Annotated in this window: 16 protein-coding genes; 15 read left to right on the plus strand and 1 reads right to left on the minus strand. The window is 30.0% G+C overall.

Features of this window, described 5'->3' with window-relative positions:
- The first annotated feature begins 8 nt into the window (after nt 1-8).
- From rpsK to ACPKM0_RS01445, 7 genes are all read left to right on the plus strand, one after another.
- Complete coding sequence (gene rpsK / locus ACPKM0_RS01415; protein ID WP_472473006.1) at nt 9-398, plus strand: 30S ribosomal protein S11; 390 nt, start codon at nt 9-11, stop codon at nt 396-398.
- 119 nt (nt 399-517) lie between these two features.
- Nucleotides 518-1,570, plus strand: coding sequence for a DNA-directed RNA polymerase subunit alpha (locus ACPKM0_RS01420; protein ID WP_472473007.1), 1,053 nt, complete (start codon nt 518-520; stop codon nt 1,568-1,570).
- Nucleotides 1,560-1,937 (plus strand): 50S ribosomal protein L17, encoded by a 378-nt coding sequence (rplQ, locus tag ACPKM0_RS01425; RefSeq protein WP_472473008.1) that lies wholly within the window; start codon nt 1,560-1,562, stop codon nt 1,935-1,937. The genes ACPKM0_RS01420 and rplQ overlap by 11 nt, the downstream gene beginning before the upstream one ends.
- A 243-nt stretch (nt 1,938-2,180) precedes the next feature.
- Nucleotides 2,181-3,710 carry a ribonuclease Y gene (rny, locus tag ACPKM0_RS01430; RefSeq protein WP_472473009.1) on the plus strand — a complete coding sequence of 510 codons (1,530 nt, stop codon included), beginning with the start codon at nt 2,181-2,183 and terminating at the stop codon, nt 3,708-3,710.
- 48 nt (nt 3,711-3,758) lie between these two features.
- On the plus strand, nt 3,759-4,553 hold the full coding sequence (locus ACPKM0_RS01435) for a TIGR00282 family metallophosphoesterase (protein ID WP_472473010.1): 795 nt from the start codon (nt 3,759-3,761) through the stop codon (nt 4,551-4,553).
- A 2-nt stretch (nt 4,554-4,555) separates the two neighbouring features.
- Entirely contained in the window at nt 4,556-5,332 is a 777-nt protein-coding gene (locus tag ACPKM0_RS01440) for a TlyA family RNA methyltransferase (protein WP_472473011.1), read from the plus strand.
- A 44-nt stretch (nt 5,333-5,376) separates the two neighbouring features.
- Nucleotides 5,377-6,669, plus strand: coding sequence for a hypothetical protein (locus ACPKM0_RS01445; protein WP_472473012.1), 1,293 nt, complete (start codon nt 5,377-5,379; stop codon nt 6,667-6,669).
- On the opposite strand, the gene ACPKM0_RS01450 is transcribed toward ACPKM0_RS01445, so the two are convergent.
- On the minus strand, nt 6,653-7,207 hold the full coding sequence (locus ACPKM0_RS01450; RefSeq protein ID WP_472473013.1) for a hypothetical protein: 555 nt from the start codon (nt 7,205-7,207) through the stop codon (nt 6,653-6,655). The genes ACPKM0_RS01445 and ACPKM0_RS01450 overlap by 17 nt on opposite strands.
- Nucleotides 7,208-7,282: 75 nt before the next feature.
- Here ACPKM0_RS01450 and ptsP point away from each other — a divergent pair, with 75 nt between their 5' ends.
- From ptsP to rlmB, 8 genes are all read left to right on the plus strand, one after another.
- A complete protein-coding gene (gene ptsP / locus ACPKM0_RS01455) occupies nt 7,283-9,025 on the plus strand; it encodes a phosphoenolpyruvate--protein phosphotransferase (protein ID WP_472473014.1) in 1,743 nt (580 codons plus the stop codon).
- A 55-nt stretch (nt 9,026-9,080) separates the two neighbouring features.
- Nucleotides 9,081-10,613: a ribosome biogenesis GTPase Der gene (der, locus tag ACPKM0_RS01460; RefSeq protein ID WP_472473015.1), complete on the plus strand. Its 1,533-nt coding sequence runs from the start codon at nt 9,081-9,083 to the stop codon at nt 10,611-10,613.
- Entirely contained in the window at nt 10,613-11,317 is a 705-nt protein-coding gene (locus tag ACPKM0_RS01465; protein WP_472473016.1) for an HAD family hydrolase, read from the plus strand. Before der ends, ACPKM0_RS01465 begins: the two co-directional genes overlap by 1 nt.
- 17 nt (nt 11,318-11,334) lie before the next feature.
- Entirely contained in the window at nt 11,335-12,354 is a 1,020-nt protein-coding gene (locus ACPKM0_RS01470) for a hypothetical protein (protein ID WP_472473017.1), read from the plus strand.
- 146 nt (nt 12,355-12,500) lie between these two features.
- Nucleotides 12,501-13,124, plus strand: coding sequence for a nucleotide exchange factor GrpE (locus tag ACPKM0_RS01475; RefSeq protein WP_472473018.1), 624 nt, complete (start codon nt 12,501-12,503; stop codon nt 13,122-13,124).
- A gap of 80 nt (nt 13,125-13,204) precedes the next feature.
- Nucleotides 13,205-15,148, plus strand: a complete 1,944-nt coding sequence (dnaK, locus tag ACPKM0_RS01480; RefSeq protein WP_472473019.1) for a molecular chaperone DnaK — start codon at nt 13,205-13,207, stop codon at nt 15,146-15,148.
- Nucleotides 15,149-15,230: 82 nt separating this feature from the next.
- Nucleotides 15,231-16,349: a molecular chaperone DnaJ gene (gene dnaJ, locus ACPKM0_RS01485; protein WP_472473020.1), complete on the plus strand. Its 1,119-nt coding sequence runs from the start codon at nt 15,231-15,233 to the stop codon at nt 16,347-16,349.
- A 148-nt stretch (nt 16,350-16,497) separates the two neighbouring features.
- Nucleotides 16,498-17,244, plus strand: a complete 747-nt coding sequence (gene rlmB / locus ACPKM0_RS01490; RefSeq protein ID WP_472473021.1) for a 23S rRNA (guanosine(2251)-2'-O)-methyltransferase RlmB — start codon at nt 16,498-16,500, stop codon at nt 17,242-17,244.
- Nucleotides 17,245-17,626: the final 382 nt, after the last annotated feature.

Below are 17,626 nucleotides of genomic sequence, written 5' to 3' on the forward strand. Positions count from 1 at the left end.
GATGATACATGGCTAACGCAAAATCAAAAGCAAAACGTAAAGTTAAAAAGACAGTCTACGATGGCAATGTTTACATCCAAGCTACTTTCAATAACACAATCGTAACCATGACAGATTTAGAAGGGAATGCAATTTCTTGGGCATCTGCTGGTGGATTAGGATTCCGTGGAGCAAAAAAATCAACTCCATATGCAGCTCAAGTAACATGTGAAACAGCTGCTAAGAAGGCTATGGATTATGGTCTTCGTGAAGTTAACGTTTTTGTAAAAGGACCTGGTGTAGGACGTGAAAGTGCAATTAGAGCACTAGGCGTATTAGGATTAAAAGTTCGTTCAATTCGTGACGTAACTCCAATTCCTCATAACGGTTGTCGTCCTCGTAAGACACGTAGAGTTTAATTATTAGGAAGCATTTCCAAGTTAATTCTTGGGATGCTGTTTTCAATGGTAAGGTTTAAATACCTTACCTACGCCAAAGCAGATATAAGATCTGCATATCCAAACTTTAAGGAGTAACCATGGCACGCAAGAACCTTTTGAAGGGTTTTAAAAAACCCAAGGGAACTAATTTTGAGCATAGTGCAGTTGAATCAAATTATGGAAAATTTGTTGCATATCCTTTCGAACGTGGATTCGGTACAACTATAGGGAATACGCTTAGAAGAGTTCTTTTATCTTCAATTCAGGGTTATGCAGTTACTGCTGTTAAGTTCACAAGCTTTAATGAAGAGGGTGTACCTCATTTAATTTCTAGTGAATATGACCAATTACCTGGTGTTCGTGAAGACATCGCTGATGTTATTTCAGCTTTAAAGAAATTACAAATTAGTATGCCTGAAGATTGTGAAGGTGTTAATCTTCTAATCGAGTGTAAGGGACCCGGCGTTATAACTGGTCAAAACTTTGAACGTGACCAAGTGGAAATTACAAATAAAGATTTAGTACTTTTCACCATGATGGATGATGCGAATATTGAAATGGAAGTTCAAATTGACTTAGGAAGAGGATACGTACCTGCTGAAGTTAATGAGAAATATATAGAAGAGATTGGAGTTATTGCTTTAGATGCTTTCTTCTCTCCTGTAACTCGTGTAAAATATTCAATTGAACCAACTCGTGTAGGTTATAGAAACGACTATGATAAGTTGATTTTAGAAGTTTATACAGATGGTACCATTGCGCCGGTTAATGCTTTAGCTGAAGCTGCAAAGATTGCAAAAGATCATTTCTCTGTATTTATTAATTTTGATGAAGCACTAGTTAATAGTGAAGAAGAGGTTGATGAAGAAGAAGAAAAGATTAGAAAAATCTTAAATACTTCTGTTGAAGAATTAGAATTAACTGTTCGTTCTAGCAACTGTTTGAAAAATGCTAATATTAGAACTATTGGTGATTTAACAAAGAAAACTGAAGATGAAATTGCAAAAACTAGGAACTTTGGTAAAAAGTCTCTAACTGAGATTAAAGATAAACTTAAAGAGTGGAATCTTAGTCTTGGTATGACTGATTACAGTGTATTAAAAAACACTATCAATGTACCTGGCAACAAGGAAGAAGATAATGAGACATAGATTTGGTTTCAATACGCTAAGCAGAACAACTGCTGAACGTGATGCTATGTTACGTAACATGGCAACCTCACTTCTCCGTTATGAGAGAATTGAGACAACAAAAGCTAAGGCTCTTGAAGTACGCAGAAAGGTAGAAAAAATGATCACTAGAGCAAAAGAAGATAGTGTTCATAATCGCCGTATTGTTGCGAAAGATATTAAGGACCCAGCAGTTCTTAATAAACTCTTCACAGAGATCGCTCCTCTAAATGCTGATCGTAAAGGTGGATATACTCGCATCTTGAAGACTGGCTACCGTTTAGGCGATGCCGCTGAAATGGTAATTTTAGAACTTGTTGAAAAAACAGGTGATAAAGAGGAAAAATAAACTGTAGTACGTTTATGTACTCAGTGTATTTAGAATAAAGGAGAAAAAGCCTTTAACCTCTAAATACAAAAATCCAAATTATATTTGGAAAATATAATGAAAAGAGAAATCTATTTGTTGTATAATGTCAATTATTGGCTTAGCCGTTACCGTTTTAGGTAGCGGTTTTTTGTTTCTTAAAACTTGACAATTTAACATTAGTTGAATAATATTGAAAATGATTGCAACTAAGGAGAAAATATTATGAAAAATTTAATTTATCTCCTTCTTGTTGTTCTTGGTGCTGTATTAGGATTTATCCTAAGATGGCTGTATTCGAAATTTAAACTGACTTCTGTTGAACAAAAAGTAAGACGTTTAGAATCAGAAGCAGAGAAAGAAGCTGAAGCAAAAAGTAAGGAACTTATCCTTGAAACTCGTGATCAATTGTTGAAAGAACAACAGCAAAGTGAAAGAGAAGCAAGGGAAAGAAGAAGCGAATTGCAACGTTCGGAAAGACGTATTCTTCAAAAAGAAGAAAATGCTGAACGAAAATTAGCGGAATTAGATACCATTAAGAATCAACTCGAAGATAGAAAAAAGGTTATTCAAAAAACAGAAGAAGATTTACAAAAACGAGAAAGCTCCGTAATGATGGAGTTAGAAAAGATAGCTAGCATGTCCCAAGATGAAGCAAAAGATATAATTATTGAGTCAATGCAAAAAGAAGCTAAGCGAGATGCTCAGAATTTAATCAATAAAATTGAGCAAGAAGCTCAGCTTAAATCTGATAAGCTAGCTCGTGATATCGTATTAACATCTATTCAAAGAATGGCAACGGAAGTAAGTGGAGATGTTTCAATTGCATCAGTAAGCTTACCTAGTGATGAAATGAAAGGAAGGATTATAGGACGAGAAGGTAGAAATATACGTACTTTAGAAACTCTTACAGGTGTTGATATCATAATTGATGATACTCCTGAAGCTGTTGTAATTTCTTGTTTTGATCCTGTTAGAAAAGAAATTGCTAGAGTAGCATTAGAAAGATTAGTACAAGATGGAAGAATTCACCCATCAAGAATTGAAGAAGTTGTTAACAAAGTTGCAAAAGAAGTTAACAGAACAATAGCTGATGAAGGTGAAAAACTAGTTTTCGATATGGGAATACATAATATGAGTCAAGAAATGATTAGGGCTCTTGGAAGACTATATTTTAGAACTAGTTATGGTCAAAATGTACTAAGTCATTCTCGTGAAGTTGCTGTATTATCAGGTATGATAGCTAGCGAAGTGGGCGCTAATGCAGAGACTGCTAAGAGAGCCGGATTATTACATGATATTGGTAAAGGTATTGAAACTGAAAGTGATGCAAATCATGCAGAGTTAGGTGCTGAACATGCTAAGAGATTAGGCGAAGATGGTATAATTGTTAATGCTATATTAGCACACCATAATGATGTTGAGCCAAAATCACCTGAAGCAATAATCGTTCAAATTGCTGATGCTATTAGTGCTGCAAGACCAGGGGCTAGAAGAGAAACATTAGATAATTATATTAAGAGATTAGAAAGTTTAGAAAAAATAGCAGAAAGTTTTGATGGTGTAGAAAAAGCTTTTGCTGTACAAGCTGGAAGAGAACTTAGGATATTAGTTAATAATACTAGTGTAAGTGATGAAGATGCTCGGGATATGGCAAAAGAAATAGCTTCAAGAATTGAAGCTGAATTGAGATATCCTGGTAGGATTAAAGTCACTATAATTAGAGAAATGCGTGTAATTGAATATGCAAGATAAAAAATAGAGGCTTTAATTAGCCTCTTTTTTAATAAGTAGGATAAATTTGTGGGAAATAAGATAACTGTTTTAATGCTAGGAGATGTATGTGGTCAACCTGGTATGAGAGCTTTATTTATTGGATTGGGTCAATTGATTAAAGATCATAGAGCTGATTTTGTTGTTATTAATGGTGAAAATGCTGCGAATGGTTTTGGGCTGAATGAAAGTGAAAAAAACCAAATCTTTTCTTTAGGTGCAAATGTAATCACTAGTGGAAATCATATTTGGCAACAAGAAGAAATATACAATTCTTTAAAAAACGATAATAGATTATTAAGGCCTTTAAATTATCCAGCAGGTACTATAGGACATGGTTCAACTATAATTGAAAATAATGGTACAAAGTTTGGTGTAATAAATTTACAAGGAAGATTAAGTTTGCCTCAAACAGATTGCCCATTTAAAGCAGCTGAAGATGAAATAAAAAAAATGAAAGGTAAGTGTGATTTAATACTAATAGATATGCATGCTGAAAATCATGAAGAAAAGAAAGCTTTAGCCATGTATTTAGATGGAAAAGTTAGCGCGGTTGTAGGAACTCATACTCATGTTCAGACTGCTGATGAAATGATATTAGAAAAAGGAACAGCCTTTATCACTGATTTAGGTTTATGTGGTCCAAGTGATAGTGTTATTGGTTCTGATCCTGAAATTTCAATTAAAAAGCAATTAACACAGATGCCAATTAGAACTCAAATACATTCAACTGCTCCAGTAATTAATGGTGTAGAAATTAAGATTGATAAAGCTAGTGCTAAAGCTATTTCAATTAAAAGAATAAGTAAACAATTGTTGGTGTAAGTATGGCAAAAAAAATTCCAATACTACAAAAGTTAAAAGAAGAATATCCTGACTATAGTAAAGATGAACTAACTGCTTTTGTTATATGTAAAAATGTTTATATTAATAATGAATTAGTTACAAATACTAAAGTCAAAGTTGATAGTGTTTCTAATGTAGAATTAAATTTTGGTAAATATGTATCCAGAGGTGGTTTAAAATTAGAAAAAGCTTTAGAGGTATTTGATTTTAATGTAAATGGTAAAGTTATACTTGATGCAGGTTCTTCAACAGGTGGATTTAGTGATTGTTTATTACAACATGGAGCTATTAAAGTTCATAGTGTTGATGTAGGATATAATCAATTAGCTTGGAAATTAAGAAATGATGAAAGAATAATTGTACATGAAAAGCAAAATATAATGCATCTTGAAAGTTTAGATCCAAAACCTAGTCTAGCTGTTTGTGACTTATCCTTTAGATCAATAAAAAATGCAGCCTCGCATGTTTTATCTCTTTGTGGTGATACCAAATTAATATGTTTAATAAAACCTCAATTTGAAATACCTAAATTCGAAAGAGATTTTTCAGGAGTTGTAGAAGATACTGAATTGTTAAAAAGAATATTAAATCATGTATTTGAGATATTAAGTGATGATGGAGTTTTTATTGAAGATATAATACTTAGTCCAATAAAAGGAAGAAAGGGAAATATTGAATTTCTCTCTTTATTGAATAAAGAACAAGGGTTATCTTTCGACAGTTTTGAAGATAAATTAAATTCTTTATTGTTAAGTTAATTATCTAGACATTAATAGTTTATGTATATATGCTTACATTCACTATGAGTATCACAAAGAAAAAGTTATTTTTATCATGGGTTCCTTTAGCCTTAATGTGGATTGTTATGGCGAGCGAACAACCTATGATAACTAGTTTTATATCAAGATTGCCAGATGCAACTAATCAATTAGCTGCCTTTGGTTATTCTTTTGCCCTAGCTCTTTTTATTGAAGGGCCAATTGTTCAAATGCTTTCTGCTGGAACTGCAATAACTAAAAGTATAAGTTCTTATAAAAAAATTTTAACAATTATGAATGTGTTAGCAATAATCACTTTAGTAGCGCATTTAATATTCTGTATTCCTTCTGTCTTTTATTTTGCTGCAGAAAAAATTTTTGATTTACCTACTGAATTAATAGATAGTGCATATTGGTGTTTTGTCTTAATGATTCCTTGGTCTCCAACTATTGGTTATAGAAGATTATGGCAAGGTGTTATGATAAAACACGGTAGAAGTAAATATGTTCCTATAGTTATGTATATAAGAATAGCTGTAGCTTTTGTTGTATTATTTGTTGGACTTAATTTTTTAAATATAAGAGGAGCTTTATTAGGTGGTATTACACTTACATTTGGTGTAATTTCAGGTATGATATCTGCCTATATATTTGTAAAACCTATATTAAAAGAGCTACCTGAAACTGATAGTGAGAATTTAAATCTAAAACAAATGGTTAATTTTTATATTCCTTTAGCTTTTACATCTTGGATTACTTTAGGTATTAGACCCTTATTAAATCTAGGTATAACAAGAGGTTTAAATCCAATAGAATCCTTAGCTATTTGGCCAGTTATATTAGCATATCTATTTTTATATACCTCTATAAGTCAGTCTTTACAAGAAATAATAATAGCTGAATATAAAAAAGAAAATTTAAAAACTATAAAATCATTTGTGAATATAGTTGCAATATGTATTACAGTTATTTATGTAATTGTATATTTAAGTAAACCTATATTAAATTTATGGTTTATAAATATATCTAATTTACCAACAGCTCTATTAAATTATTTGCCAATATCTTTAGGTTTAGTATTGATTTTACCGTTTACAGCTGCAAAAATAGCTTATTTTAGAGCATCTCTTGTATCAATTAGAAATACTACTTCAATTACAATAGGTGTGTTTATAAATGTAATATCACTTATGATTTCGATAATAGTTTTACCTTCTATTTTACATTTAGCAGGGGTTTATCTAGCTTCTATCTCATATGTAATTTCATTTCTTTGTGAAGCCTTATTTTTGTTCTTTAGAGTAAATTATTTAAAGAAAACTAAGAATATTTTTTAATTAGATTTTTGTTTTTATCATATAAATCACCTTCAATTAACAAGAAGAATTTAGCTTCTTTATTAATTGAAAGGGATTGTGCTCTAAGTTGTTCGTAGCAAAGAGCAAAATTATCACTATTTAAAATATCTTTAGTAACATTTAAATATAAAGCTTTATCTTCTAATGTAACTCCAATTAATTGAGTTTTTTCAGGAATTAATGTAACACAATATTTTTCTAAAGCATTAATTGGTGGAGTCATTAATTGATATTCAAAACTATCATGGAGTTTATCGTATCGTTTAGTAGCGGTATAATCAAAGCTTATAATTTTATTATCCATAGATACAAAAAATAAAGTATAATCTCGAAAATTAGCTTCGTCTTTATTTTGTTTTGCTTGAGCTCTTAATTCTAAAGCATTAGATTCTTCTATTGCATTTTTTACTTTTGGATAGAAAATAATTATTTCTATAATTGTTAAAATTATAAAGATAATTAAAATATAAAAAAGGTTATTACCTTTATTATTGTTGTTAAAAGTAAATCTTCTCATATCTTTATACTATAATAAATAATTATAATAATCGATACTTTACAAGCTAAAAAATAGAACGTAAAATAAGTCCATATGAGAATACTCAATGGAATAGCAGCTTCGGGGGGAATATCTAGTGGGAGAGCATTAGTTTTTACTCATAACACTCTTGAAGTAAGTAAAGAAAAAATTGAACCTGAATTGGTTAAGGAAGAATTATTAAAGTTTGAGAATGCTGTTGAAAAAAGCATTAATGAAACTCAAGCATTATTAAATTCAATTGTTGATGAGACAAAAAAAGAAATACTTGAAACACATGTTATCATGTTGCAAGATCCTGAATTTATATCGGAGATAAAAGATGCAATAGAGATTCATTATCAAAATGCTGCTTGGGCTGTTGAAAGTGTAAGCGCATCATTAATTGCGACTTTAGAAGCTAGTGAAATTGAAATGATTAGAGATAGAGCTATCGATATGAGTGATATTTCTAGATTAATAATAGAAAACCTTCTAAAGAGAAAAAGCCGAAAACTTGCTCACATTAATGAAGAAGTGATTTTAGTAGCAGATTCATTACTTCCATCTGAAATGTTAACCATAAAGAAGAAGTGGATTAAAGCTATTGCTGTAGATACGGGAGGAAGAACTTCTCATGTAGCAATTTTTGCAAGATCTTTTGGTATTCCAACTGTTTTAGGTTTAAACAGTGCAAGTTTAAAAGCAAGAAATGGAGATGAGGTTATTCTCGATGGTAATGAAGGTCAAATTGTAATTAGACCTGAATGGTATGTCAAAAACAACTTTGATAATATTAAAGAAAAATGGGATAATCACCAAAAAGAATTATTGACAGTATCTAAACTTCCAGTTATTTCTCCTGATAAAAAAACATACGAATTAAAAGCGAATATTGAAACTCCTGATGAAATAAAAAATAGTATTGAGAAAGGAGCTTCAGGTATAGGCCTATTTAGAAGTGAATTTTTATTCTTACAAAAGAATGGTTTATTAAAAGAAGAAGTTCAATTTGATACATATAAACAAGTTTTACACGAAATGGAAGGAAGGCCTGTAACTATTAGAACAATAGATATTGGTGGAGATAAAGCTGTATCAAGTTTAGGAATAGATGAAGAAAACCCTATATTAGGTTGGAGAGCAATAAGATTTTGCTTAGAGAGAAAAGATATCTTTAGAATTCAACTAAGAGCACTCTTAAGGTCTTCCATTTATGGCAAACTTCATATAATGTTTCCTATGATTAGTGGACTAGATGAATTAGATCAAACTTTATTAATATTAAATCAAGTAAAGGAAGAACTTAGGGTAAATAAAATACCTTTTGATGAAGATATAAAGATTGGAACAATGATAGAGGTTCCTTCTGCTGCCCTTATATCTGAAGAATTAGCAAAACGAGTTGATTTCTTTTCAATAGGAACAAACGATTTGATTCAATATACTATAGCAGTTGATAGAGGAAATGAAAAAATAGCTCATCTTTATCAACCATTTCATCCAGGCGTATTGAGAATTATTAAATTAGTAATAGATAATGCTCATAAAGCTAATATTCCAATAGGAATGTGTGGTGAGATGGCTAGTAATCCTTATGCTACGATATTGTTAGCAGGATTAGGATTAGATGAATTTAGTATGAGTCCTTCATCTTTATTAGAAGTTCGAAAAATTTTGAGAACTATAGATTATAAAGATGCAAAGGAAATGGCTAACGAAGTGCTAAAAATGAATTCCTCAAATCAAATAGTAAACTATATTAAGAAATGGATGAGCGAAAGATTTGAGCATTTACCAAAATCACATACCTTATAATAAAAAATAAGGTAAATAATTTTGATAGGAGAGTAGTTTAATACTACAAGAAGATATGGATAATCAAAAAATACCAGTAGTATCAATAATAGGTAGACCGAATGTAGGTAAATCTACTTTATTTAATAGATTGATAGGAAAAAGAAGAGCGATAACAGATCCAACACCTGGAGTAACAAGGGATCCTATTCCTGAAAGATGTTTAATAGGAAATAACTATATTACTTTAGTAGATAGTGGCGGGGTAAAACAAGAAATTGAAGGACTTGATGATTTAGTTTCTCAAAAGAGTTTATCTTTATTAGATAAGAGTGATGTTGTTATTTTAATGATGGATTGTATGAATGTTACAGCAGAAGATGAAATATTAATTGAACAACTAAGACCATATAATGAAAAAATATTATTAGTAGTAAATAAAATTGATGATACTAATAGAGAAGATATGATTTGGGAATATTATTCTTACGGTTTTCAAAGAGTTGTAGGAATTAGTGCTGCACATGGCCATGGCATTGAAGAATTAGAAGATACGTTATTAGGACTACTTGATTTAGAAGAAAGATTTGAACCACAAGAGGATATTGAATCAGTCAAAATTGCTGTATTAGGTAAACCAAATACAGGGAAAAGTACTTTAACTAACTTATTAGTTGGTGATGATGTTTCAATAGTTTCAGATATTGCAGGAACAACTCGTGATGTTGTTCGTGGGGCTTTTGCATATAAAGGTACTGATTTTACAATACTTGATACAGCTGGTATTAGACGTAAAAGTAAAGTAGCAGAAGATGTTGAATATTATTCAGTTAATAGAGCTATAAAAACAATAGATGAAGCAGATGTTATCTTATTAATGATAGATAGTGTTGAAGGCCTTTCAGATCAAGATAAGAAGATTGCTAATTTAATTGTACGAAAAGGTAAAGGTATTATTTTAGTATTAAATAAAATTGACCAATTAACCGGTATAGAGAATGAATTAACTGCTATAAAAGATAGAATCAGATTCTTATTCCCTATATTAAATTTTGCTCCAATAACAGCAATTAGTGCTTTAAATGGTATTAAAATTTCTTCAATGTTAGATACTGTATGGGGAGTTTGGAAACAATTAAATAAGAGAGTTGATACATCAACTATAAATAATGCTCTAAAAAATTGGACTGAAAGCTACACCCCTCCTAGAGGCAGTGAAGGTCATTTTAAAGTTTATTATGGAACACAAGTTAGCGCAACGCCAGTTAGATTCTTATTTTTTGTAAATAGAATTAAGAACTTCCCTGAGATATATGTAAAATATTTAAAGAACTGTATTAGAAGAGACTTAGGATTTTCACAAATTCCTCTTGAAGTAGATTTAAGAGAGAGAAGACGGAATCCGTCCTTAAATAAAAAAGGTGATAAACCTATTCTCTCAAAAGTTAATAAGCCTATTGAAAAAGAAAATGTTTCCAAAAAGAAACCAACTTCAGGTAAGGCATATGCTAAGAAGAAAAATAAAAAACCAGGAAATAAAGCATCCTTAGGTAAAGCAATTGATAAAGCTAAGAAAGCTGAAAAAAACAAAAAAGGTAGAAAAAGGTAATGTCAATTGTTGAGCAAGATAATATCAAGGCAATTTGCCTTGATATTGATGGAACCTTATATCCTAAATTTCAAATGAATTTGAGATTGATATTAACAGCTTTTCCTAATATAAAATTAGGATTAAGCTTTAATAAAGTTCGCAAATTATATAGATCAACTCAAGAGTTAGAGAAACCTATAACTCAAGATAGAGAAGGCTTTTTAGATAAACAAGCTAAAATATATCTTGGTAAAACTAATCCAACAGATAAAGAACTTGATAAAGTAAAAAATGCTATAAATAAACAGTTTTATTTAGCATGGGAAAAGTCTTTTATGAGTATAAAAGCTTATGATAATATGTTATTAACTTTACAAAAAGCAAAAGATAAAGGATTAAAAATAGCATTATTAAGTGATTTTCCTATTGCTGAGAAAGTTCAAACTTTAGGCTTAGAAAATATTGTAGATTTTGCTATTTCAAGTGAAGAAACAGGATATTTAAAACCTTCTCTTAATACCTTTCTTCAATTATCAAATGGAATAAATATAGATCCAAAGAATTGTATATATTTTGGAGATAGTTATAATAAAGATATAATCGGTGCTAATAATGCAGGTATGAAAACTTTATATATTTCTAACAAGAAAGATAAAGCAAAGTTTAAAAAGGCTAATTATATTTGCAAAGATTGGTATGAAATAGAATCGTTATTGTTATAAAATCTAGGAGGCTTTTTTTGAATATTAATTTAATATTACCATTTTTACTTTTTTTATTTTCAATAATAATTAATTTGTTAATAATTAATTCTAAAATGAATAATTCTAAAAAAAATAAAGATATAAACAAAAATTTGTTAAGCCGAATCAGAAATGCAGAAAAAAACATTGATGAGAAAATAATTATCTCTGAAGAAAAGATTGTTGAACAACAAAACGAAGTTAGTAAAATGATTTTTCAAGTAGATAGAAAATTACAAAAATTGAAAACAAATGGGGAAGAAATTTCCAAGTTAACTAATGTTGTTGAAAGATATCGAAATATGTTAGGTGTATTAGATGTTAACACTAATGAGACTCATGATTGGGTAGTCAAAGTAAGAAAAGAAAGTGAAGACTTATCTAAGCTTCAAGATTTAATTAAAGAGCACCAAAAAGAGACATATAAAATAATAGATACTTATGATATAGCTGTTGAAAAACAAAATACTTACTATGGTGATTATGAAGCCAAGCTAGAAGAATTAAGAAATGGTTATATTAAAGAGATAGATAATTATATAAGTATTGTTGAAGATAAATTGAATTCTAAAATTCATATGCTAAATACAGCAACAACAAATTTAGAAAATATAATTCAAGAAAGTTCTAATATGCTTAATGATTTAGAAAAAAACCAAAAAGATTTTCAAATAGAGAATTCTGAAATTAAAAAAGAATTTATAAATACAATATCTAAATATAAAGAAAATGAAATAAATAAATATAAAGAAAAAATAATAGAGCTAAATAATAAAAATAAGGATTCTTTGTTGCTTGGAATTGAAAAAGTTGGGTTAAATAAAGTCGAAGAAATCGAACAGTCTATAAATCAAGTAATTGATTCAATAAATGATATGGCTAATAATTCAGAAAAAACAAAAATACTAAATATAAGCGAAGATATAGAGGATGCAGAAATAGTAAAAAACGATAAAAATGATGAAAAAAAGAAATATGAAATAGTTGGGGAAGAAGAAGAAATAGAACTTGAATAAATTTTTTTATAAAAGACACTTGACGATTATTTTCCCTAGTATTATTTTTATCACGTAATTAAAAATATTAAAGGAACTAAATTAACTAATGATAATAAATTAGTTAATTTTTTTAAGGTCCATTTAAAATATATAGGATAGCAAAAATGAGTAAAGAAACTACTAATGAAAAAGAAACAAAAGTAGAAGAAACCGAAGTAGAAGTAAATATTGAGAGAGATGATGTTGAAAAAGGTTCTAAAAAGGCTAAAAAAGCTAAGAAAAAAGAATTAACTCCTTTAGAAGAAAAAGAATTAGAAATTTGTAAACTTCAAAAGGAATTAGAAGAAGCAAAAGCAGCAGAACAAAAAGCTAAGGATGACTTATTAAGAAAAGTTGCAGAAGTTGAAAACTTTCGTAAAAGATTGATTAGAGATAAAGAAGATAGTATTCAATTTGCAAATAATCAATTAATTTGTGATTTATTACAATCTCTAGATGATTTTGATAGAGCTATTACAGCAAGTGAATCTGCAAGAGATTTTGATAAGATTCATGATGGAGTTGTTATGGTAAATGATAAACTTCATACTGTCCTAGAAAAAAATTGGGGTTTAAAAAAGTTAGAATGTGTTGGAGAAGAATTTGATCCTTCAAAACATGAAGCTTACATGATGGAACAAAGTGATGAATATGATAAAGAAGTCGTTCTATTAGAATTAGGTGCGGGGTATACATTACATGATAGAGTAATAAGACCTGCAAAAGTTAAAGTTGGTAAACCAAATTAATTGACGATTAATTAAAGTATTATTACTTTTATATTATAGAAAAAATATTAATCAAATAAAGAACAACCAGGAGATATATTATGGGTAGAATTATTGGAATAGATTTAGGAACAACTAACAGTTGTGTTTCCGTAATGGAAGGAAATGAACCAATGGTAATTGCCAACTCAGAAGGACAAAGAACAACTCCTTCAATTGTTGGTTACACAGCAAAAGGTGATCGTTTAGTAGGTCAACCAGCAAAAAACCAAATTGTAACTAACGCAGAGAATACTGTGTTCTCAATTAAACGTTTTATGGGACGTAAGCATAATGAGGTACCAAGTGAATTAAAGATGGTTCCTTATAAAGTAACAACTGGATCAAATAATGAAATTAAAGTAGATATCAGAGGTAAAGAATATTCACCACAAGAAATTTCTGCAGCTGTATTACAAAAAATGAAAAAAACTGCTGAAGATTATTTAGGTGAAACAGTAACTGAAGCTGTTGTAACAGTTCCTGCTTATTTTAACGACTCTCAAAGACAAGCAACTAAAGACGCAGGTAAAATTGCTGGTTTAGAAGTAAAAAGAATTGTTAACGAACCTACAGCTGCTGCTTTAGCTTATGGTTTTGGTAAAGATGCTTCAAGAGAAGAAAAAATCGCTGTATACGACTTAGGTGGTGGTACATTTGATATTTCTATCCTTGAATTAGGTGATGGCGTATTTGAAGTTAAATCTACAAATGGTGATACTCATTTAGGTGGTGATAACTTTGACCAAGTTATTATTGATTGGATGATTGAAGAATTTAAAAAAGAAACTGGAATTGATCTTTCAGGAGATAAAATGGCTCTTCAAAGATTAAAAGAAGCAGCTGAAAAAACAAAAATTGAATTATCTAATTCAACAAATTCTGATATCAATTTACCTTTTATTACAGCAGATCAAACAGGTCCAAAACACTTACAAATGTCATTAACTCGTGCTCGTTTTGAACAAATGGTTAAACCATTAGTAGATAGAACTAAAGAGCCTTGTATTAAAGCATTAAAAGATGCTGGATTATCTGCAAGTGATATTGATGAAGTTATCTTAGTTGGTGGATCATCACGTGTTCCTCTAGTACAAGAAACAGTAAAATCATTATTTAACAAAGAACCTCATAAAGGTGTTAACCCTGATGAAGTTGTAGCAATGGGTGCAGCTATTCAAGGTGGTATCTTAGGTGGTGATGTTAAAGATGTATTATTATTAGACGTTACTCCATTATCATTAGGTATTGAAACTTTAGGTGGTGTTTGTACTAAATTAATTGAAAGAAATACTACAATTCCTACAAAGAAAAGCCAAATTTTCTCAACTGCTGCTGATGGTCAAACTGCTGTATCAATTCATGTTTTGCAAGGTGAACGTGAAATGGCTGCACAAAATAGAACTTTAGGTAATTTTAATTTAGAAGGAATTCCTTCAGCTCCAAGAGGAGTACCACAAATTGAAGTAACATTTGATATTGATGCTAATGGTATTGTTCATGTATCTGCAAAAGATTTAGGTACAGGTAAAGAACAAAAAATTAGAATTGAAACATCTTCAGGTCTTTCTGATGATGAAATCAATAATATGGTTAAAGACGCTGAAGCACATGCAGAAGAAGATAAAAAAGAAAGAGCTAAGATTGATGCAAAGAATGAAGCTGATGGTTTAATCTATTCAACTGAAAAATCATTAAAAGATTATGGTGATAAAGTTGGTGCTGAAGATAAAGCTAAAATTGAAGCTGCTTTAGAAGATTTAAAGAAATCTGTTGCTGACGCTTCTTCAAGTGCTGAAGATATTAAAGCAAAAGTAGAAACTTTACAACAAGCAGCTTATAAATTAGCTGAAGAAGTATATAAAGATTCTGCAGCTGCTCAACAAGCTGCTGGTGCAGCAGGCGCAGGAGCAAATCCTAATCAAGCAAATGAAGATGTTAATAATAATGCTTCAGCTGCAAAAGATGACGGAGTTGAAGACGCAGACTTTGAAGTTGTAGACTAAACAATTTAAAAACAATAAACTAAAACGCATCATGTCATAGAGGCATGATGTGTTTTAGATTGAATAAGAGAAGGAAAGTGTCGTGGCAAAACGTGATTATTATGAAGTATTAGGTGTTTCTAAGACAGCTAATGCTGATGAAATAAAAAAAGCTTATAGAAAACTAGCTGTTGCAAACCATCCGGATAGAAATCCAGACGATAAAGCTGCAGAGGAACGTTTTAAAGAAGCTACTGAAGCTTATGAAGTATTAAGTGATGAAAAGAAACGCTCAACCTATGATCAGTTCGGATTTGCTGGAATTGATGGTATGGCTGGTGGTCATGATTATTCTAATGTTTACAATGATTTTAGTGATATTTTTGGTGGCGGCGGATTTAGCGACATTTTTGAATCATTTTTTGGTGGCGGTGGAACTTCATCAAGAAGAAGTTCTGGTCCAAGCGTTGGTGCGACATTAAGATATGATGTTACTTTAGATTTAGAAGAAGCTGCTTTTGGTAAAAAAATTGAAATATCATATGCTCATCATATAAGTTGTCCAGATTGTAATGGTAGCGGTAGTAAGACTGGTGGAACTAAAACTTGTCCTCATTGTAATGGTACAGGTAAAGTAAATAGGTCTAGTGGTTTCTTTGCTGTATCAACACCTTGTAGTAATTGTAATGGTACTGGTAGGGTTGTTGAAGATCCATGTAATCATTGTCATGGTTCAGGAGTTGTAAGAAAACAACAAAAAGTAAAAGTGTCTATTCCGCCTGGAGCTGATGATGGTACAAGAATATCTTTAAGAGGTATGGGTGATGCTGGAAGAAACGGTGGACCATCAGGTGATTTGTATGTTTATATAAATGTTAAACCTCATAAATATTTTGTAAGACATAATTATGATGTTTATATTCAAATACCAATATCAATGACTCAAGCTGCATTAGGTGCTGAAATAAAAGTTCCATTACTTGATGGTAAGAAAATTAAAGTTGTAATTCCATCTGGTGTTCAAAATGGAAAACTAATTAGAGTTAAAGATAAAGGTATTCCTAAAGATAGGAATATGAATAGAAGAGGTGATATGTATATTAAGTTAAGAGTTGATACTCCTAAAATTGGTATTACTTCACAAAAAGCTAAAAAGTTATTAAAAGAATTATCTAAAGTATTAGGTGAAGAGGAAACTCCAACTCCTATTCCTTTTGAATAGTCTTTATTTTGAATAAATAACAAGCTCTCAGTTTAGGGGATACCCTAATTATTGAGAGCTTTTTTTAGTTATGTAATTCTTTATGGGCTAGTATTTTTTCAAATTTAATGATAGTTTAAATTTACGTTTTATAGGTAGGAGATACACCATGGGTGAGAAGATATATGGCAAGCATGCAATAGAAGAAGGGATAAAAATGGCACCTTCAGGATCTACATTATATATATGTAGAGGAACAGGTAAAAAATTTGCTGATTTAGATAGAATGGCAAGATTTAGCAAAAAAGTTATTGTTAAAAAAATAGCAAAAGCTGAGATGGATAAAATGATGCCAGGTATTGATCATAGAGGTGCTATTCTTGATTTAGGTGGAGCTAGAAGATCTCAAGGAAGAATAAATACTAAAGATGTTAAAGAATATATTTCAGAATTGAACGATGGCGATGGAGGGCTTGTACTTGTTTTAGATGGTATAACTGACCCTCATAATTTAGGAGCAATTTTAAGATCTTGTGATCAATTTGGAGTTGATTTAGTATTAATTCCTGAGAGAAGAAGTGTTCAGGCAAATGAAACTGTAATTAAAATTTCTAGCGGCGCTGCTCAATATGTTCCTATTTCTCCTGTTGTTAATATTAATAGAGAATTAAAATTATTAAAAGATAATGGCTTTTGGATATATGCTGCTGATATGAATGGACAATCATCTTATAAAACAGAATTTGCAAAAAGAAGTGTTATTGTAATGGGGAATGAAGGTTCAGGTATTTCAAGATTAGTTAGAGAAAATTGTGATTATGTAACTTCTATTGAAATGCAAGGTCATATTGATTCATTAAATGTTAGTGTTGCAGCTGGTATTTTATTGTATGAATTTAGAAGATTAATGAAATAACATAAATATTTGATATATAAAAAATAAAAAGTCTCAATAGTAATTGAGGCTTTTTATTTTGTTGAAATTTATACAAAATTTATAAAAAGTGTCTAATTAAATAATTTGTCATTATTTAAACAAAATAAGAAGATTATAATATATTTGACATATGTAGTATTGAATAAATGAGATATACAAAAGAATAAGTTAAAAACTATTTAGTATTAAATAACTTTTTTTAAATTATTTTTATCTATACATAAAAATTGATAATTTGTGAATATATATACAACTTTTTGAATAAATAACTTGTATTTTATTAGTTAGTAATTTATCATTAAAGATAACTTAAAAAGAAGGAGAAATAAAAGATATGAAAAAAATATTAACTTTATTTTTA

The sequence above is a fragment of the Pleomorphochaeta sp. genome (genome assembly GCF_050031695.1).
GTDB lineage: Bacteria > Spirochaetota > Spirochaetia > Sphaerochaetales > Sphaerochaetaceae > Pleomorphochaeta.